The sequence below is a fragment of the Limnothrix sp. FACHB-1083 genome (genome assembly GCF_014696485.1).
GTDB lineage: Bacteria > Cyanobacteriota > Cyanobacteriia > CACIAM-69d > CACIAM-69d > CACIAM-69d.
Genome location: NZ_JACJQD010000005.1, coordinates 103,519 through 122,998, shown reverse-complemented (window position 1 = coordinate 122,998; position 19,480 = coordinate 103,519). Strand labels below are relative to the sequence as shown.

The window sequence follows — 19,480 nt, the reverse complement described above, 5'->3', positions numbered from 1 at the left end:
TACAGACGAATCATTGAATAAGTTAATTGAATTTATGATCAATTCTGCGAGTTTGGTATTGCAGAGCACAGTAGGCAAATCTTCCTAATTTCTTTATTGACAGTTCTCGGTATTTAAAACCAAGATCGGATTATCGGTGATCCAATTTTTAGGGATCCACGATCAATTCCCACGGCGCGATTTGCTATCCACAAGCAACATTAACGTTCAATTTCATTATTCAACATTAATGTTGCTAAAGGTGCTGAAGTTGCCGCTGTTCTGATCTGAATTATTGGGTCTGAATGATCAGGGATATTGCGTTGGGGTGAATCTCTTCAGGTTCCGCATTTGATGCCGGTATTGTCAGTTAGGCAAGAATGATATGAAACCGTTAACCCATCGCACCAAAATTGTGGCCACGATCGGGCCGGCCAGCGATTCTCCAGAAATGATCCGCAAAATGCTTTTGGCGGGTATGAATGTGGCGCGGCTGAATTTTTCCCATGGTCACTATGATGATCATGCGGAGCGAATTTGGCGACTGCGGCAAGCTTCCGAAGAACTGGATTTGCCCCTGATGTTGCTGCAAGATTTGCAAGGGCCAAAAATCCGCGTGGGTGATTTACCACCCGAAGGAATTCCCCTCATAGAAGGGGAAATCTTAACCCTCGTCCCGATCGCAGAATATCAAAATCAACCCAACACCGTCGGCATTGACTATCCGCACTTGGCCGCCGAAGCGGAACCCGGCACACAAGTGTTGCTGGATGACGGGCTGTTGGAGTTATCTGTGCAACAGATTGATGGTCACGCGGTTCATTGCCAGGTCATTGAAGGTGGCATTCTCAAAAGTCGCAAAGGGGTGAATTTTCCCAGCCTAGATTTGCAGTTACCTTCCATTACCGACAAAGATAAACGGGATTTGGAATTTGGGATTGCCCAGGGGGTTGATCTGATTTCTTTGAGCTTTGTGCGCAAGCCGGAAGATGTGCAGGTGTTGAAGGCATTGTTGGCGGCTAAGGGTGCGGAAATTCCGGTGTTGGCCAAGTTGGAAAAACCGCAGGCGATCGCCAATTTGCAGGCCATTATTGATGAATGTGATGCGGTGATGGTGGCGCGGGGGGACTTGGGAGTGGAAATGCGCCCGGAGAAAGTGCCCTTGATTCAAAAACAGATCATTCGCCTCTGTAATCAAAGGGGAATTCCGGTGATTACGGCAACCCAAATGTTGGACAGCATGATCCATAATCCACGCCCCACGCGGGCGGAGGCCAGTGATGTGGCGAATGCGATTATGGATGGTACGGATGCGGTGATGTTGTCCGGTGAGTCGGCGGTGGGCAGCTACCCGATCGAGTCTGTCAAAATGTTGGCGCGGATTGCCACGGAGGTGGAACCCTCGATTCAATTTGTGAACTATCCACCCAACCAAAATGAGGATACGGATGCCATCAGTGAAGCCCTGCACGCGATCGATGAAACGATCGATTTGCAATGCATTGTGGCATTCACCGAAACGGGATACACCGCCCAACTGGCATCGGCGGAGCGCCCCAAAACAACCATCATTGCTTACACCCCCGACCCCAAGGTTTATCACCGTTTGAGTTTAAGTTGGGGAGTCAGGCCCATTTTGCTGAAGGGATTTAATGGGGAAACGTTGGCCTCTGCGTTGGCGCTGGTGGAGCAAGATTTGCTGGCTCGTCAATATGCAGCGCCGGGGGATAAGGTTTTGGTGATGGGCGGTGTTCCCTTTGGCAAGGCTGGGAGTACCAATTTCCTGAAAATTCACACGATCGCCGCCGATTAGCAAGGGAGACTGAGCATTTTGAGCGCCTGGGGTCAGGAGCGATCGCCCTAAAATCCCAGCGATCGCGCCAAGGCCCTATGGCAGAATTGAGGGCGTTCAACCCGGGCGTTCAACCCGGCTGTTCAAACCCGACGGGTTTCATCTGACAATCTGCTGACGATCTTCTGACGATCTGTTGAGATGATCGATTGATCTGTCAGTTAATCATCTGTCAGTTCATCGGCAACCCGATCGCCCCTCACGCGCACCGACGCTACAAGCACCAAAATTTTTGCCAGCCATGACCAAATTCATCTTCGTAACCGGTGGTGTCGTTTCCAGCATTGGCAAAGGAATCGTCGCCGCCAGTCTCGGTCGGCTGCTCAAGTCTCGGAATTATTCGGTTTCCATTCTCAAGCTCGACCCCTACATCAACGTTGACCCCGGCACGATGAGTCCGTTCCAACACGGCGAAGTTTTCGTGACCGGCGACGGAGCCGAAACCGACCTAGACTTGGGCCACTATGAGCGCTTCACCGATACGGACATGTCGCGCCTCAACAGTGTCACCACCGGCCAAATCTATCAATCGGTGCTGAACAAGGAGCGGCGCGGCGACTACAACGGCGGCACGGTGCAGGTGATTCCCCACATCACGGGGGAAATTCGCGATCGCATCCATCGGGTGGCCCGCAACACCAACTCCGATGTGGTGATTTCGGAAATTGGCGGAACGGTAGGGGATATTGAGTCGCTGCCCTACCTGGAGGCGGTGCGCCAGTTCCGCAAGGATGCGGGGCGCAACAATGTGCTCTATGTCCATGTGACGCTGATTCCCTGGATTCCGGCGGCGGGCGAAACAAAAACCAAGCCCACGCAGCACTCGGTGAAGGAGTTGCGATCGATCGGGATTCAGCCCGACATCATTGTTTGTCGATGTTCTCAGCCCTTGCCGGCCAACCAACGGGCCAAGCTGTCGGAATTTTGCGACGTGCCCGAAAGTTGCGTGATTCCCGCCATGGACAAGCCCAGCATCTATGATGTGCCCCTGAGCTTGGAAGAAGAAGGCCTCGCCCACCAAGTCCTCGATCTGTTGGGGATGGAGCCTCGCCAGCCGGATCTGAGCCGTTGGCGGAATTTGGTCGATCGCCTGCATAACCCCGTGCGCACCGTGACCGTGGCGATCGTCGGTAAATACGTCAGCCTCAGCGATGCCTACCTGTCTGTGGTGGAAGCCTTGCGCCACAGCGCGATCGACACCCACAGCGAACTCAACATCCGTTGGGTCAGCTCCGAAGACTTGGAAAACGGGGGGCCCGAAAAATACCTCAGCGATGTGGACGGCATCGTGGTGCCCGGTGGGTTTGGGATTCGGGGCATTGACGGCAAAATCGCCGCCATCCGCTACGCCCGAGAAAACCATATTCCGTTCCTGGGCCTCTGTTTGGGAATGCAATGTTCCATGATTGAGTGGGCCCGCAATGTGGCCGGTCTGCCGGGGGCCAACAGCGCGGAATTTGATCCCCAATGCGAAAATCCCGTGATTGGGCTGTTGCCGGAACAGGAAGACGTGGTGGACTTGGGCGGCACGATGCGCCTGGGGCTGTATCCCTGCCAAGTGCAACCCGACAGTTTGGCCCACCGGCTCTATGGCAAGGAGGTGGTTTATGAGCGCCACCGCCACCGCTATGAGTTCAACAATTCCTATCGATCGCAGGTGATCGAAACCGGCTACCGCATCAGTGGCACATCGCTGGATGGTCGGCTGGCGGAAATTGTGGAGTTGCCGAGTCACCCGTTCTTTTTGGCCACGCAGTTTCACCCGGAATTTTTGTCACGGCCCAACCGTCCCCATCCCCTGTTTTTGGGGTTTGTGCAAGCGGCGATCGCCCGACAAGCGCCCAGCAGCCCAGCCCCGATCGCCCCGCCGGAACCGGCTTTGGCATCCCTAGAGGCGGTAAATTCCGTGGAGGATCCGGCAGAAGATCCCCTGTCCACTTTTGCAAGTAATGCAGAGGCAGAACTGGCGAACTTGTAGAGTCTTGTAGAGTAAGGTTGATGTCGTTCGGGCGATCGCGCGGCTGTGGCACATTGGATTCAGTTTTCCTACGAACGCAACGAATATCTCGTGAATTTGGCGAGTATTCGGTTTTTTGCGCGTGACAGCAGCCAGCGCATCTCGTTTTGGCTGCCGGACTCTGCCATGCCCGTTGTTTTGGTTCCCCAGGATCATCCAACGGCCTACCGGCAGGTGATGGAATTTATCGATCGCCTGCCGGATGCCAACGCCGACTGTTACTGGGTGAATTTGGTTTACGATCGACGGCAATACACCATCAATCTGAAAACCATTCGGGCCTTCTCCCGATCGGCTAACGGGCGGCTGGTGTTTTGGTTGCCGGACAATGGCCAAGACATGGTGTTGCATCCGGAACTCAACGCCGAAGCCTATCACCTAGTGAACGACTACATCACTAAATGCATCACGGGCCCCGGAGCGATCGACCCCCTAATGGGTAATTGACCCCCCGATGGGCGATCGATATCAACACAAGCCTCAATCGTCATGGGGGTAAGGGGCTTAAACCTGCGTGGGGCAAGGGGCTTAAGCCCCTTGTCTGTGTCGATCTGGGGGCGTACAGGGGTGTGATTGCCAGACGCTACCAAGGATTGCCAATGACGGTGAACGCTGCCCAGTAGTAGGGGTGCGATAGCAGTTCCTGGCCGGTGGCAGCAATATCCGGCGGCAGGAACACCGTGCCACCCCGGGCCCCGGAGCCGCGTAGCTCATTGCCCTCAATTCGCACCTGGCCGCGCAGGAGCGCCAATTGGGCTTGGCGCAGGGCTTCCGACTTGGTGGGGGCCTGGCGCAATTGGCGATAAAACTCGTTCATCAGGGCTAGGGTTCCCCGATCGCTCACATACCAAAGACTGGCGATCGAGGCCTTGACTCCGGACGCGATCGCCATGCCTGCAAAGCCCAACTCCGCCTCCCGATCGCCCACAGCGGTTCGACAAGCACTAAGCACCAACAATTCCACCGGCTTGCTGATCCAGTCGATCGCCTGGATTTGCGCCAAGCTCAATCGCTCTTGCCAAAACTGAATAAACGACGCTTCGGGGCGACCGGCTTTGAATTCCGCATGGGTCGCCAAATGTACGATGCCATAGTCGCTGCGTTGGCGTTCCCGTTGCAGCGCACCCAAGGTGAACTGGTTGTTCAAGAAATAACGACCGGGCCACAGACCGGGCCGATCGCCATTGCCGACGATCGCTTCTAGCTCGATCGGCACACCGGGCAAGGGACTGAGGTTGGTGGTGTCTTCAAATTGCGAAGCGCCCATGGCCAGCACCCGCGATCGCTGGAGGTTGCCCGCTTGAGGATCAAAGAGGCTGAAGCCGGGAATTCGAGCGATCGCGTATTTTTCAATCAAAAAGCGCTGGCCATCGTGCAGGGCTGCCAAGGGAGCCGATCGCAACCCCTCGCCGGGGCAAAAAATCAGCAGCTCAATCCCTTCCGCCTGGAGTTGTGACTCGATCGGGGCAATCAACCAATTGTGCAAGCGTCGGGCATAGGGTAAATAGCTGACCCCGTTCCGCTGCACCGGGTTGGTGATGGCAACGGTCAGCAGCTTCACCGCTTCGTTGACGGTTGCTTGGGACGCGCCGGGAATGATTTCAATTCTGGGTTCGCTGCGGCCGGTGACCAACACCAATTCCACATCATTGTCCCGGGGCATCATGTACAGCAGCGCCGATCGCTGACCGGTGCGCCGTTCCATTTCCCGCAACTGTTCCGAGACAATCGCTGCCGAAATGCGTCGGGCGGGTAAGTCGCGGTTGAATTGGCGTTCGTATTCTCCCTCCCACAACGCTTCGATTTTGTTGACCACGTTGGCGGGGGTGACGGGTTCGCTGGGCTGGCTGGCCCAACCCGGCGGCGCGATCGTGCTGCCCACCATTACGGCTGCCAGGCTCGCCGTCAACTGTCGAATCATGCGATCGCCCATGGGTAGTGAAAACGCTGTTCCTATTCAAACAAGGCAACAGGGCGATCGTCAGGGCAACCTCAAGACGATCGCTGTTGCGGGTCGATCGCATCCCGCAGCCCATCCCCGATGAAATTGGCGCTTAAAACCGTCATAAAAATCGCCAGCCCCGGAAAAATCGCCATATGCGGCGCGGTTTCCAAAAAATTCTGGGCATCGTAGAGCATTCGCCCCCAAGTGGGCACATCGGGCGGAAAGCCCAGCCCCAAAAAATTCAGGGTCGATTCCGTCAAAATGGCCGTGCCCACCGCCAAGGAAGCCGCAACAATGGCCGGGCCGATCGCGTTGGGCAAAATATGCCGCCAAATTAACCAGCCCGATCGGGCCCCCAAGGCATAGGCCGCCAACACGAAATTGCGTTCTCGCAGGGTCAGGAAATTAGCCCGAATTAACCGCGCCACGCTCATCCAGTTCAGCCCGCCGATCGCCCCAATCACCAGCAGAAAAATCCCCAATTCTGGCCCCGCGATCGCCCGCAACGGTTCCCGAAAGAGATAAATCAGCAGCAACAACAGGGGCAACTGAGGCAAGGCCAAAAACAAATCCGTGAGCCGCATCAACAGCCCATCCACCCAGCCGCCATAGAACCCCGCCACCGCCCCGATCGTTGTGCCCAAGGTGACCGCCACCAGCATTGAAGCAATGCCCACCGTGAGGGACACCCGCCCACCGGACAGCACCCGCGCCAACAAATCCTGCCCCCGATCGTTCGTGCCCAACCAATGGGCCAGGCTGGGGCCTTGGTAGGCGCGGCCATAGTCCAAGTCCGTGGGCGAAAGGGGATAGAGCCACGGGCCCACCAGGGCCGCCAGCCCGATCGCCCCCAGGCAAATTAGCCCAAACAGGGCCAACCGATCGCGACAAAATCGCCGCCAAGCCGCCCCCCACAGACTTTCCGAGTGATTCATTGACCTGGTTTGTAATTTTGTCTAATTTTGTCTAATTTTGTCTAGTTCTGTCCTGCCCTATCGTGTTCTATAGCAACCGCACGATAGACCGCACCATTTTTGCCTTATCCCATGACTGACTTTTCCGAGCCACCCAATCCCCAACATCTCGCCACCTTGATTCGTGGCACCAGTCTGTATTTAGTCGGGCTAATGGGGTCAGGAAAAAGCAGCACCGGCCGCCAGTTAGCTGCCGCCCTGGATTATCGCTTTTTTGACACAGATCAGTTGATTGAGCAGGCTGCTGGCCAGTCGATCGCCCAAATTTTTGCCACCGAAGGCGAGGCGGCCTTTCGCCAACTGGAAACCCAAGTGTTGTCGCAACTGTCCGCCTATAAGCGATTGGTGGTGGCCACCGGAGGCGGCATTGTCACCCAACAGGAAAATTGGGGTTATTTGCGCCATGGATTGGTGATTTGGTTGGATCCCACCCTGGAGACGATCGTGAACCGCTTGCAGGCGGATCCGGCCGAAATTGCCCAGCGGCCCCTGTTGCAGTCGCCCGACCCGGTGGCGGCCTTGGCGGAGTTGCGCGATCGCCGATCGGCCCAATATGCCCAAGCGGACTTGCAAGTGGCGATCGGGCCGGAACAGTCCCCCGCCCAGGTGGTGGATCAAATTCTGGTGGGTATTCGCGGAGTCTTGCGGCCGGAGGTGACTGGCTCCACCGAAAATTAATCAAGCCAGTTAATCAATCAAGCCAATCAATCAAGCTAGTTAATCAATCAAGCTAGTCAATCAATCACGGTTGATTACCCCCCAGAGGCCGCCATTGTGACCCAATCCCGTCGCCAGTTTGTTCAAAATCTATTGGCCGGTGGTTTGCTGGCCACGGGGGCGGCAACCTGGCTGCAACGGGCCGATCGCACCTGGGCCCAAAGTCCTCCCAATTTGGAGCCAGCCCCTCCGCCCGATCGGGGTGATTTGCGGATCATTGCCATCAGCGATCTGAACAATGGCTATGGCGAAACGGATTACCGCGCGGAGGTTCATCAGGCGATCGCCCTGATTCAGCGCTGGCAGCCGGATTTGGTGATTTGTGGCGGAGACATGGTGGCGGGCCAAAAGCTGGGCCTCACCCGATCGCAGTTCCAAGCCATGTGGGGCGGGTTCGATCGCACCATCTATCAACCGCTGCGCCAAGGGGGGATTCCCTTTGCGTTCACCTTGGGCAATCACGACGCTTCAAACATCACCTTGCCCGATCGAACTTTTAAATATGCACTCGATCGAAACGAAGCCGCAGCCTATTGGCAAAGACAGCGATCAACCATGAATTGGGACTGGGTGGATGATGCCTGGTTCCCTTTTTTTTATGCATTTCGGATGGGAAATGCCCTAATTGTCTCCTGGGATGCTTCGGGGCCCGTCATTAGTGCGGAACAATTATTACGGGCCGAACAGTTGTTTACCTCAGAAGTCGGCCGAGCAGCCCAGGTGCGATTGCTGTTGGGTCATATGCCACTCCATGCGGTTACTCCCCAACGCAACCAGCCGGGAAATGTATTGCGAGACACGGCTCCAGTGCAATCGCTCTTGGAACGGGCCCAAGTCACTGCCTACATCACGGGCCATCACCATGCTTACTTTCCGGCGCGTATGGGTATGGTCGATCTATTACACCTGGGATGTTTGGGAGGCGGTGCGCGATCGTGGCTGGGCACCTCTAGCACTCCAATCCGCACTTTGACCGTCATTGATGCACGGTTTGGATCTCCCAATTTGCGGTATAGCAGTTATCAACTCAATCCTTTCCGCTCCTTGCGTGATGATCAGCTACCTCGGGAAATTGTTGGGTTTAACGGTCGGTTGGTGCGGCGCGATCAACTACTGTCCAAAAATCATGCTTTGAAGGTCAAAATTTAAATAGAGAACACTAAAAGTTGGGCGCGAAAAATTGAACGCTAATCCCAAACGCCAATCGATTTTTCGCCAATTCTGCAAAGTGTTGGTTGGGTTATTCCCGATCGACCATTGGGTAGACGATCGATGAGCGATGGCTGACTAGCACTCAAAAACGACGGCCCGGGATTGCCAAAACTAGGGCTGATGTCGCTGATAAGTAGGGGCAGGCATGACTCAAGGACGAAATGGTTGGGGTGTAGTGCGCAGTCAACGAAATCATCGATCGAGCTGCCGAATCCGGCGGCCGGGGGGTAAAAGTCGTCCGCCACGATCGGTTCTCCCGTTAGGGTTGGCTGTGGCCTTGGTGATCTGCTTGGGTTGCATTGAGGGGGTGGGGCGATCGGCCATGGCGCGATCGCCCCAAGATTTGGGAACCGGCCCAACGCCCACAACCCCTTGGCCCGAAGAATTGCCGCATCGCAGCCCCTACACGGAATTGTGGGGCCCCCTGGGCTTAACGGGTTTGTCCCTGGTGCTGTGGCTGAGCGATCGCCTCTTGCGCCATCGCCTGCTGAAGGTTTTGGATCCAAGCCTGATGGCGGCGGATTCCTTGGGGGCGGTTCCTGGGCCGCTGGGCCGTTGGCGCTGGCTCTGGCCTCGGGTTCGATCGCCCCAATTTCCCCGATCGCTCCGATTGCCCCGTTTTCTGGCCCATGCCAACCCTGAGGCGTTGGGGGATGGGGTGGTGCAAGGGGGCAACCGTTCCATGGGGCCCATGGGGGGTGCAGCCAGTGCAGAATCTTGCCCTTCCACCGTTGCGGCGGCTGCGTCTTCGTCCTTAGCCGAAGCCCAATCCCCGGCCTATGCCGACTTGTGGAACCGGGTTGTGGCCGTAACCAGTGCGGCGGCCGATTTTGACTCCGCTTTGGAAGAAGCGTTGCAAGTGTTAGGCCAAGAAACCGGCTGGGTGGCGGGCGAAGCTTGGGTTCCCAGCCTGGATGGTGCGTCGTTGGTTTGCAGCCCCGCTTGGTTCTGTGCGATCGAGGGGGTGAACTTGTTTCGGCAGGCGAGCTTGGACTTGACCCTAAAGCTGGTTTGCCAGCCACCGGGACGAGTCTGGCAAACCAAACGCCCGGAATGGATCAGCAACTACGAGCTGGAGTCGATCGACCATTGCAGCCGCAGCCAAATGGCCCTGGGGGTGGGCTTGCGATCGAGCGTGGTGTTGCCCATTTTGACCGGCGATCACGTGTTGGCAGTGCTGACTTTGTTTGCCACCAGCCCCCGAGAGCGGGACTTAACCTTGCTGAACCGGTTGGCGATCGTCACCGCCCAACTGGGGCCCATTTTGCAGCACAAACAGGCCGAAGCCCGTTACCGCAACCTGTTTGAACGGGCGATCGAGGGGATTTTTCAGGTGGCCCCCGATGGTCGCTATCTCCATGCCAATCCCGCCTTTGCGGCCATTTTGGGTTACGAGTCTCCCGCAGCGGCCCTGCGGGCCCTGAATGCCACCGATCGCCGCCTCTACGTGCGCCCGGCCGATGAAGTGCGTTTCCTGGAACTGTTGGAACAAAGTCAGGACGCTTGCAACTTTGAATGTCAGGTCTATTGCCAAGACGGCCAACGCATTTGGGTGGATCAACGGGCCCAGGCCGTGCGCGATCGCAACGGACGATTGCTGTATTACGAGGGATGCCTGCTAGACATCACCTCCCGCAAATGGGTGGAAGCCCAATTGCAATACAACTCCTCCCATGATGTGCTGACGGGCCTGTGGAACCGGGCTTGGTTTTTGGAGCGGTTGGTGGAGGCCGTGTCTCGGGGGCGGCGCGATCCGCAGTTTCGCTTTGTGCTGCTGTTTTTGGATATTGACGGCTTCAAACGGATTAACAACAGCCTGGGCTATTGGGTGGGCGATCGGCTGCTGATGATGCTGGCGGGCCGTTTGGAAAAGGCCATTTCCCCCGATTATGTGCTGGCTCGCACGGGGGGGGATGAGTTTGTGGTGTTGGTGGAGTCCGCCGCCACCTCCGACGAGGGGCAATTGGCCGCCGCCAAGGCCGCCGCCCACCGCCTTCAGGATGTGTTTCGCGATCCCTTTGTGGTGGATGGGCGCGATGTGTTTTTGCAAGCGAGCATGGGCATTGTTTGCCGCCCCGATTCCCACGGAGATTCGCGCCCCGACCAGCCCTATCGGATTTTGCGCGATGCGGATGCGGCTTTGCATCGGGCCAAACAACAGCGCAATGGCAGTTTTGTGATTTTTGATGCGGCCCTGCAATCGGACACGGAACAGCTCTTGCAACTGGAAACGGATTTGCGCTGGGCGATCGAGCGGCGGGAATTTTGTTTGCATTACCAACCGATCGTTTCCCTCGATTCCCGATCGATTGTGGGGTTTGAAAGCCTAATTCGCTGGCAACACCCGCGCCACGGGTTAATGATGCCCGCTTCTTTCATTGGGTTGGCGGAGGATCGCGGGGCGATTGTCCCGATCGGGAATTGGGTGTTGCAGTCCGCTTGCAAGCAAATTGCAATCTGGAAAACCCAAATGCCCGAAGTGTTTCCCATTTGGGTGAATGTCAACCTTTCGGCCCGGCAACTGGTTCCCGAGTTGGCTGACCTGATTGAAGTGCTGATGGATGCCTACGACCTGGAAGGCTACGAACTGCGCCTAGAGATCACCGAAACCTCCTTGGCGCTGGATCCAAACGCCAGCCGCGCCTGTCTCGATCGACTGCGGGAACGGCGGATTAAAATTTGCCTCGATGACTTCGGCACGGGCTACTGCTCCCTCAACTATTTGCGGGAATTCCCGATCGACTCGATCAAAATCGAGCGATCGTTCATTCAAGCCATGCTCGAAAATCAACGCGACGCGGCGATCGTCCGCGCCGTCATCGGTTTAGCCAACGATTTGGGCCTCAGTGTCATTGCCGAGGGCATTGAAACCCAACCCCAAATTGATCACCTGCAAGACTTGGGCTGCGGCTTTGGCCAGGGCTATTTATTCTCCAGAGCCGTGCCCGCCGAGGAAGCTGGTCAGTTTCTCAATGCCGGATTGCCACCGGCCATTCGTTCCTTGCCCCGTTCCCAGTCGGCTCGCCATCCCCTTTGCTAGGTTGCTGATTAACCCCCATGGTCGCGATCGGGTCTGATCGATGCCCGATCGAATGGCAGTATCAAAACCGATACTTTTTTGCTGACGGATGCTAACAAATACATAAGTTGAGATGGTCTCTCAACCAAGGCGTATCAACCAATGCCCGTAGGAAAATCCCACGAGCACCATTGAGATCCCGATTCATTGATCGCCCATCAACCTTCGACTTGATGACCCGAGAGCCGCCAATCTTCACGATTTCACCTGTCCACGAAACAGTCTTGGATGTGTAGGCTTCGTTGATATTGGTCAAAGCAATCTTGCCCAACTCCCAAGCTTTCCACTCCAGATGTTTCTTGAACTGGTAATGCGATAGGGTCAACATCTGCCGCACGGTTTTCGACTTGATCTTGCGACGTGATTTGCTCACCATTTGAGACGATTCAAAGCTGGGCAACAAGATCACATCAAAGTTTTCAGTCAGGAACCGTGCGGTTTTGTGGTGAAGTTCTTTCACCAGATGTTGCACCTTGGAACGCAGGCGATCGGCGGCTTTCTTGAGGCGGCGCTTTTGGGCTGATTTAGCCTTGGTGATTTTGGCAATCAGGCGATCCAGCTTGAAGCACAGCTTTTGAATCAGCAAGTTCGAGTCATTGCCGATCCATCCGTAGGATGACTCAGCAAAGAAGGTCATGAATGTGCGAACACCGGGATCTAAGGCAACCACTCGCCCTTGGTTTTCGGACTGAATGGGTTGCACCTCTGTTGAGGTGATCAGGTAATACTCACCATAGGCAAGTGTCAACCGACCATCACTGAAGCCATCAGGAATTGATTCTTTCAGAGCTGCTTTCCCCAAGATGGTGTGGTAAACACCGTTTTCACTGATGGCTGATTTGGGGATGTAGATCGTTTGTTGTCGATCTTTGCGACTACGAAAACGGCACTTGTGAATTTGCCCGTCTTTTTTGAAGCCCTTTTTAGCTTCTCGAACGGCCGTGCAAGCATCTTTGACCGCAATCTTTTTGATCTGATAGGGAACTGACTTGGCCCATTCGGGAAGCGAACCCAGGATGATGGGCGCAACTGCCATCCAATTGGCTTTGGTTCCCGGCTCCTGAAGATGTTTGATCGTGGTGTTGTAGACGTATCTAGAAACGCCAAACCATCGCTTCAGGAGCGCTTTTTGATCAGGGTTTAGGAAGATTCGGATCTTCCTGGATCGCCTTCCGGTAGCTTCTGAGTCCGGGCATTCGACGAGAGAAGAGGTGAAGGGTGGCGAGCAGATCCGCTGTGAGTTCGGATTCTGGGCAGTGAACAGATTGGTCGAGAACCATGAGTTCGCCACCGTTTTGTTGAGCCATGAACTCGAACAACTCGAATCCGAATCGACACAATCGATCGCGGCAGGCAACCACAATTTGGAGCTGATCGCCGCGCATGAGTCTGACCAGTAGGGATTGCAATCCTTTTCGCTGGAAGTTGAGACCTGATCCGATATCTTGGATGATTTCGGCATTGGGATAGCGATCGCGCATGAACTGGACTTGTCTTGCGAGATCATCTCGTTGCTTGGCTGAACTGACGCGGCAGTAGCAAACAACGGCAGATCGAGTTGCGTTGCGTCCATACGACTCAACGTTGTAGAGCCGCTGGCCCGCCTCGTTTCGGATAGTCTCGATCTTTCCTTCATCTGCGTACTTTCTTAGCGTATTTGGATGCAATCCCAGAAATTCGACCGCTTTTCTGAGAGGAATATATGCCATGGTTAAATATTGGCATACGTTAGCGAATGTTAGTAAATTAATTACTGTTGATCAACCTCGATCGGGAATTGGCTCAAGAACGCGCAATCAAGATCGGACAAGGCCGCCACAGCTCAAGGCAGCAAAATTGAGTGCAGAAAAGATTGTTACTGTCATTTGTTTAAATATTGGTTAAACGCATATTATCAACAGATCAAATTTCAATAAACATCCCCTTAGCTCATTTCCTAAAAATATCCCCAAAAAAGATCATGAAGATCTCTTAAACCGATGATTCAATAATGATCTTATTGTCACGGCAAAGCCTTGCCCTGACAACGCCAGGCTGATTGAAATCAGATGCTTTGACAAGATTTCATGGTAGATCTATTCTGTCTTTCCTGCTGTAAGATGCTAGCCTTGAAAAGGATAGAAGTCGGGAACGTTTACCTGCAACCAAGTAATCTTAAGACCCCGATTCCAAGCGATCGATTCATCAAACCGAGTCAATTGACCGAGGCCACTGACCAAGGCGATTGGTTGATCAACACTGGATTCCCTTGGGGTTGTATGGCTATCTAAGGCGATGTCAATCGAGCGTGCCAGCCTGATTCATTCTTTCCCATGACATCTCGGTTCTGATATCGGCCCCAGGCTCCGAGTGCAACGCTCTGAACCTGTTGGCGGCTCGCCCGTCCCTCTGCACCCTCATTTCCTATGCTTGCCACTTCCACTTCAACCATGGCTGCTCCGGCTGTGCTGCCCAATCTTGCTGCCTCGCTGAATTTGGAGTCCACGCTCAATGACCTGTGCCTATCCTGCTTTGTCATGGATTTGTCACAGCCGGGGATTGAGCTGGCCCAAGCCTTGGAGGCGGATCCCCTGCTGCCAGGGGCCGTATTGCTCGATCGAGGAGCCTTTGCAGGGCTGCTGTCGCGGCGGCGTTTTTTTAAGCACCTGAGCCGACAATACGGCCCGGAGTTGTTCTTACATCGGCCCCTGCGCGTAATGTATCAATACGCCCATGTGCCGCTGTTGGTGTTGTCGGGCAGCACGCTTGTGGTGCAGGCGGGGCGGGCGGCCCTGGAGCGATCGCCCGATTTGCTCTATGAACCGTTGGCGGTGGAATCCCAGGAAGGCTGCTATTGCCTGCTGGATATTCACCAGTTGCTGGTGGCTCAATCCCAAATTCACGAGCTAGCCATGCAGCGAATTCAAGAGCAAACCCGCGCTCAGGTGATTCAAGCGGAGAAAATGGCCAGCCTGGGGCGGATGGTGGCGGGCATTTCCCATGAAATTAAAAATCCGGTGAATTTCATTTCGGGCAATGTGGTTTATCTGACTCAATACGCCCGAGATTTGATTGAACTGGTGACGGCCTATGAAGCCCTGTTGCCGGAAATTCCCGAGACCTTGCAACAGTTGCGATCGACCATGGAGTTTGACTTCCTGCGGGAGGATTTGCCCAAACTGATCGACAGCATGGCGATCGGGGCAGACAAACTGAAAAAAACCGTTGCCGGTCTCCAAAGTTTCTCCCATGTGGGATCAGAAACCTTTAAACCCGCAAATTTGCACGATTGCATCGAAAGCACCCTGATTGTGCTCAACAACCGCCTGCGGGAAGGGGTGGAAGTGATCCGCACCTATGGCGAATTGCCCCTGGTGGCTTGCCAGTCGGGGCACCTGAGCCAAGTGTTCATGAACCTACTGGCCAATGCGGTGGATGCGCTGCTGGAGGTACAAAGCCAAATTCCACTGCTGGAACGGCGACGCTGGCAACCGACCATCATGATCCGCACCCAATGCGTGGATGAGTTACCGGCGGATTTGGCGGCGATCGAGCCGGCCTCGATCGCGGCGGTGGAACCCCGCACCATGGATGTGACGGGCTGGGTGATGGTGGAAATTGCCGACAATGGCCCCGGCATTCCCGAAGCGATTCAGACCAAAATTTTTGAGACCTTTTTCACTACCAAACCGATCGGGAAAGGAACGGGCCTGGGTTTGGCCATCACCCACGAAATCATTGCGCGCCATGGGGGCCACCTCCGCCTGCGATCGCCCCGTTGGCCAGAAACCTATCCCGATCGCCCCTTTGACTTACCCGGCACCAGTTTTGAAGTGTGGTTGCCCCTCACCGCCGATCTCTAAGATCACTCGATCGCCAACCCGGGCCCAGCGCCAGCCGTCCATGGGCGATCGCGAGCCAAAACTAGGGCGGGCCAAAGCTAGAGCGAGCCAAACTGAAGTTGCCCCAAGCTCACGGGAGTCGGCGGCGGGATGACTCGATCGATACGCCGTTGCCAGTCTGCCGCATCCGGCAGCGTCAACACCACCTGAGCGTATTGATGGCCCGTCAGCCTCAACGTCAGAAACTCTCCACCGTCATGAGTGGCATACCAAAACTCCCGGCCGCGCCTTGTGTAGTAGGTTCCTGCTTTGATCACACCCGGCAGAAACGTACCCGGCGCACGCAGTTCTCGCCAGTCACTGGGCGGTGCTCCTAACTGCACGGCTTGAATTTGTGCGATCGGGACTTCCAAGTAGAGGGGCCAATGAAAAGCCCACAGCTTTTCCCAACCCTCCAAGTCAATTCTGAGGGAATCGCCCATCAGGCTTAAATGCATGGGTTTTGCTCCTTGTGCTCGGCACAGAGTGGCCCATGGAGCACAACTGGAATCATCTCCATTCTGGCGCGGCCAACGCTGATTGGGAGCAACCGCCCAGCCACGCTGCGAACAGGCAGCCGAACCCCTCCCCAGTGATCGAAAGCCAACACCCGATCGCCTGGGATACCAGCCCATTGATTACCAGCGCCCATGCACGCCATTAGTTCACACCGTCTCCCCGTTTACAGTGGTTAGGGGGTTATTTGCCGCCCTTCTGCCTGGGATCTCTCAAGACTTCAACCGATCCCGACAGATCCCCACAGATCCCCATAGATCCCGATCGCCCAACATCTGGTCAAATTCACGACCTACCCCCGGTCGCACTTCGCCTTAAAATCTGCTAAAGCTTAAGCCAAGCTTTACGCCGATCCGGCCAGGGCGATCCCACGAGCGATCGCCTCAGCCTTATTAATTGCGCTCTAGGACAATTGCTATGACCCTTGGCTATGTCGCCCTCGTCCTGCACGCTCACCTGCCCTTCGTCCGGCACCCCGAAAGCGACTACGTTCTAGAGGAAGAGTGGCTCTACGAAGCCATCACCGAAACCTACGTCCCCCTGTTACGCGCCTTTGAAGGACTCGAGCGCGATGGCGTAGATTTCAAAATCACCATGAGCATGACCCCGCCCCTGGTGTCCATGCTCCGCGACCCCCTCTTGCAAGACCGCTACGATCAGCACCTCGCTCAGTTGCAAGAACTCGTCGAAAAAGAATACGTCCACAACGAATTCAACGGACACCTGCGCTACCTGGCCGAGCACTACATCAAAGAATTCCAGGAAGTACGGGAACTGTGGGAACGGTACGATCGCGACCTCGTAACCGCCTTCAAGAAATTCCAAGACTCCGGCAACATCGACATCATCACCTGCGGCGCAACCCACGGCTACCTGCCCCTGATGAAGATGTATCCCCAAGCCGTGTGGGCCCAACTGAAAGTTGCCGTTGACCACTACGAAGAAAACTTTGGCCGCGCTCCCAAGGGCATTTGGCTGCCCGAATGCGCCTACTATGAAGGCCTTGAACGGATGGTGGCCGATGCCGGCCTGCGCTACTTCCTCACCGACGGCCACGGGATCTTGTACGCGCGGCCCCGCCCGCGCTTCGGAACCTACGCCCCCATCTTCACCGAAGCAGGGGTGGCCGCCTTTGGGCGCGACCACGAATCCTCCCAACAGGTTTGGTCTTCGGAAGTGGGCTACCCTGGCGCGGCCGAGTACCGCGAATTCTACAAAGACATCGGCTGGGAAGCGGACTACGACTACATCAAGCCCTACATCATGCCCAACGGCCAGCGAAAGAATGTGGGCATCAAGTACCACAAAATCACCAGCCGCACGGCGGGCCTCTCGGATAAGGCGCTGTACGATCCCTACTGGGCGCGGGAAAAGGCTGCGGAACATGCCACCAACTTCATGTTCAACCGGGGCCAACAGGTGGCCTATCTGAATGGCTTGATGCAGCGGCCCCCGATCGTGGTGTCGCCCTACGATGCGGAGCTGTTTGGCCACTGGTGGTACGAAGGCCCCTGGTTCCTAGATTTCCTGTTCCGGAAAGCTTGGTTTGACCAAAACACCTTCCAAATGACCCACCTGTCGGACTACTTGCAAAAGCAGCCGACCCAGCAGGTCTGTCGCCCGTCCCAATCGAGCTGGGGCTATAAGGGCTTCCACGAATATTGGCTGAACGATACGAACGCCTGGATCTATCCGCACCTACACAAGGGCGCGGAACGGATGATCGAACTGTCCAAACTGGAGCCGGCCGATGAGCTGGAATGGCGGGCCCTGAACCAAGCGGCGCGGGAGTTGCTGTTGGCGCAGTCGTCGGACTGGGCGTTCATTATGCGGACGGGGACGATGGTTCCCTACGCGGTGCGCCGGACGCGATCGCACATGATGCGGTTCACGAAGCTCTACGACGATATCCGCGCGGGCAAGGTGGATTCGGGCTGGCTGCAAAAGGTAGAGGCGATCGACAACATCTTCCCCAATGTCAATTACCGCGTCTATCGCCCGTTGTAATTTCCCCGGCATCAATGGGGCGATCGGGTAGGGTGAGTGGGAGAATGCTTGCGGGGTAACGATTTGGCTGGTTTGGCTCCCACGCACCGTCGATCGCCCCTCGGGAGTACGAGTTTGCCCGCGTCAATGGTAGTAGCGGTGCGTAGGGCACAAACCCCATCTCGGGAACCTGCGAACCGTTGCCCTACGCACCGCTACGGGGTTTCGGGTGGGGTGTTGAGTAGTTGCAGGATGAGAGAAGTTCAGCCGAGGATTATTCTGCCCAGTTTTGAATGGCAAGGTCGGGAACACGGCTAAATTCTCGGACATTATTGGTCACGATCGTCAGGCTCAAGCTGAGGGCGTGGGCCGCGATGAGTAAGTCCATGTTGCCGATCGATTGTCCCTGGCGTTCGAGGCTGTAGCGAAGTTCGCCATAGTGATGGCTGGCAGTGCGATCGAAGGGGACGTTAAGGGCAACAAGAAGCGATCGAGGGCGGCCTGATTGCGATCGCGCTGTTGGCTTTTGGCAATGCCGTAGTCGAGTTCAGCAACGGTAATACTCGAAATGGCAATATCGCCGAGTTCGCAGGCGCGGAAGCGATCAATAACTTGGGGCGGTTTGTGTTTGATTAAGTAAATACAAATGTTGGTGTCGAGGAGGAATTTCATGGAAACCATTCCTCGCGTTCTTGGGGAAAGTCTTGGGGGCGAGTTTCTGGCCAATCCTCGAAGTAATCTTCGGAAAATAGGGTGAGGCTCTCAAACAAAATTTGCCAGGGATTGGCAGCGGGGAGCAAAATCAGGGCGCTGCCTAGGGGTTTGAGATAAACTGCTTCGCCGAGGAAGTCGATCGACTCGGGCAAAATGATTGTCCAGCCCTGATCTTGTTTAGTAATTTCGACTCGTTCCATCGAGAATTCCTTCGGTGATGGTGTTGGCGGTCATTAATCGTGGGTGCAGGACGTTCAGGATTGCGTTGTCTCAATGGTATCGCGGGTCTTGGGGTGGGGCGATCGCCCCTGGGGATCGCGAGTTGCTTGCCTGCGTCAATGGCCGACGGGTAGGGTGCATGGGAGCAAGGCCAAGGGGTCACGAAATGGTTGATTTGTACTCCCATGCACCGAGAATTGAGCGCCACTCAACCGATCGGGGATGGTCGGTGAATGCGGCATGGGTGGCGGTGCATGGGAGATTAGGGGCAACGATCATTGACGGCCGAGCGTGCTCCCATGCACCCTACGGCTACCCATGGCTTTTCCTCGCTCGATCACTGGGGGTGGATCTGTCCTTAGGGCGATCGTAGCTCGCAAATGGTTGATTAACCCTGGCTTAATTTGGAG

General features: G+C 55.7%; 16 protein-coding genes and 1 pseudogene. 10 read left to right on the top strand and 7 right to left on the bottom strand.

Annotation, left to right across the window (positions count from 1 at the left end):
• Positions 1 to 364 precede the first annotated feature (364 nt).
• The 3 genes from pyk (at position 365) to H6F46_RS08360 (ending at position 4,295) form a co-directional block, all read left to right on the top strand.
• Positions 365 to 1,792: a pyruvate kinase gene (pyk, locus tag H6F46_RS08370; protein ID WP_099534458.1), complete on the top strand. Its 1,428-nt coding sequence runs from the start codon at positions 365 to 367 to the stop codon at positions 1,790 to 1,792.
• Between the two features lie 280 nt (positions 1,793 to 2,072).
• Complete coding sequence (locus H6F46_RS08365) at positions 2,073 to 3,809, top strand: CTP synthase (protein ID WP_099534457.1); 1,737 nt, start codon at positions 2,073 to 2,075, stop codon at positions 3,807 to 3,809.
• A gap of 45 nt (positions 3,810 to 3,854) precedes the next feature.
• Entirely contained in the window at positions 3,855 to 4,295 is a 441-nt protein-coding gene (locus tag H6F46_RS08360; RefSeq protein WP_099534456.1) for a hypothetical protein, read from the top strand.
• 136 nt (positions 4,296 to 4,431) lie between these two features.
• On the opposite strand, the gene H6F46_RS08355 is transcribed toward H6F46_RS08360, so the two are convergent.
• Complete coding sequence (locus tag H6F46_RS08355; protein WP_199291462.1) at positions 4,432 to 5,781, bottom strand: CHAT domain-containing protein; 1,350 nt, start codon at positions 5,779 to 5,781, stop codon at positions 4,432 to 4,434.
• A 59-nt stretch (positions 5,782 to 5,840) separates the two neighbouring features.
• Entirely contained in the window at positions 5,841 to 6,728 is an 888-nt protein-coding gene (locus H6F46_RS08350; protein WP_099534455.1) for an ABC transporter permease, read from the bottom strand.
• Positions 6,729 to 6,839: 111 nt separating this feature from the next.
• Here H6F46_RS08350 and H6F46_RS08345 point away from each other — a divergent pair, with 111 nt between their 5' ends.
• The 3 genes from H6F46_RS08345 (at position 6,840) to H6F46_RS08335 (ending at position 11,736) form a co-directional block, all read left to right on the top strand.
• The gene (locus tag H6F46_RS08345) at positions 6,840 to 7,445 is read left to right on the top strand and encodes a shikimate kinase (protein ID WP_190354462.1); all 606 of its coding nucleotides are present in this window, start codon (positions 6,840 to 6,842) and stop codon (positions 7,443 to 7,445) included.
• Positions 7,446 to 7,541: 96 nt separating this feature from the next.
• Positions 7,542 to 8,633: a metallophosphoesterase gene (locus tag H6F46_RS08340; protein WP_190354463.1), complete on the top strand. Its 1,092-nt coding sequence runs from the start codon at positions 7,542 to 7,544 to the stop codon at positions 8,631 to 8,633.
• Between the two features lie 334 nt (positions 8,634 to 8,967).
• Positions 8,968 to 11,736 (top strand): EAL domain-containing protein, encoded by a 2,769-nt coding sequence (locus H6F46_RS08335; RefSeq protein ID WP_190354464.1) that lies wholly within the window; start codon positions 8,968 to 8,970, stop codon positions 11,734 to 11,736.
• A 91-nt stretch (positions 11,737 to 11,827) separates the two neighbouring features.
• Here the strand turns inward: H6F46_RS08335 and H6F46_RS08330 are convergent, their stop codons facing one another.
• The gene (locus H6F46_RS08330) at positions 11,828 to 12,895 is read right to left on the bottom strand and encodes an RNA-guided endonuclease InsQ/TnpB family protein (RefSeq protein WP_370567111.1); all 1,068 of its coding nucleotides are present in this window, start codon (positions 12,893 to 12,895) and stop codon (positions 11,828 to 11,830) included.
• Between the two features lie 13 nt (positions 12,896 to 12,908).
• A complete protein-coding gene (locus tag H6F46_RS19805) occupies positions 12,909 to 13,484 on the bottom strand; it encodes an IS607 family transposase (RefSeq protein ID WP_190354465.1) in 576 nt (191 codons plus the stop codon).
• On the opposite strand from H6F46_RS19805, the gene H6F46_RS08320 reads away from it, so the two are divergent.
• Together H6F46_RS08320 and H6F46_RS08315 are read left to right on the top strand one after the other, a co-directional pair.
• A complete protein-coding gene (locus H6F46_RS08320; RefSeq protein WP_190354466.1) occupies positions 13,483 to 13,659 on the top strand; it encodes a hypothetical protein in 177 nt (58 codons plus the stop codon). The two genes, H6F46_RS19805 and H6F46_RS08320, sit on opposite strands and share 2 nt — an antisense overlap.
• A gap of 521 nt (positions 13,660 to 14,180) precedes the next feature.
• On the top strand, positions 14,181 to 15,617 hold the full coding sequence (locus H6F46_RS08315) for a sensor histidine kinase (RefSeq protein ID WP_199291460.1): 1,437 nt from the start codon (positions 14,181 to 14,183) through the stop codon (positions 15,615 to 15,617).
• Between the two features lie 77 nt (positions 15,618 to 15,694).
• Here the strand turns inward: H6F46_RS08315 and H6F46_RS08310 are convergent, their stop codons facing one another.
• Positions 15,695 to 16,093 (bottom strand): hypothetical protein, encoded by a 399-nt coding sequence (locus tag H6F46_RS08310; RefSeq protein WP_190354467.1) that lies wholly within the window; start codon positions 16,091 to 16,093, stop codon positions 15,695 to 15,697.
• A 475-nt stretch (positions 16,094 to 16,568) separates the two neighbouring features.
• Between H6F46_RS08310 and H6F46_RS08305 the strand changes: the two genes are divergently transcribed.
• Positions 16,569 to 18,158, top strand: a complete 1,590-nt coding sequence (locus H6F46_RS08305; protein ID WP_099534451.1) for a glycoside hydrolase family 57 protein — start codon at positions 16,569 to 16,571, stop codon at positions 18,156 to 18,158.
• A 253-nt stretch (positions 18,159 to 18,411) separates the two neighbouring features.
• On the opposite strand, the pseudogene H6F46_RS08300 reads toward H6F46_RS08305, so the two are convergent.
• Positions 18,412 to 18,809, bottom strand: a pseudogene (locus H6F46_RS08300) (type II toxin-antitoxin system VapC family toxin).
• Positions 18,806 to 19,051, bottom strand: a complete 246-nt coding sequence (locus tag H6F46_RS08295; protein WP_190354468.1) for an antitoxin — start codon at positions 19,049 to 19,051, stop codon at positions 18,806 to 18,808. The pseudogene H6F46_RS08300 and the gene H6F46_RS08295 overlap by 4 nt, the downstream one beginning before the upstream one ends.
• Positions 19,052 to 19,236: 185 nt before the next feature.
• On the opposite strand from H6F46_RS08295, the gene H6F46_RS08290 reads away from it, so the two are divergent.
• Positions 19,237 to 19,443 (top strand): hypothetical protein, encoded by a 207-nt coding sequence (locus H6F46_RS08290; RefSeq protein ID WP_190354469.1) that lies wholly within the window; start codon positions 19,237 to 19,239, stop codon positions 19,441 to 19,443.
• The last annotated feature ends 37 nt before the right edge of the window (positions 19,444 to 19,480 follow it).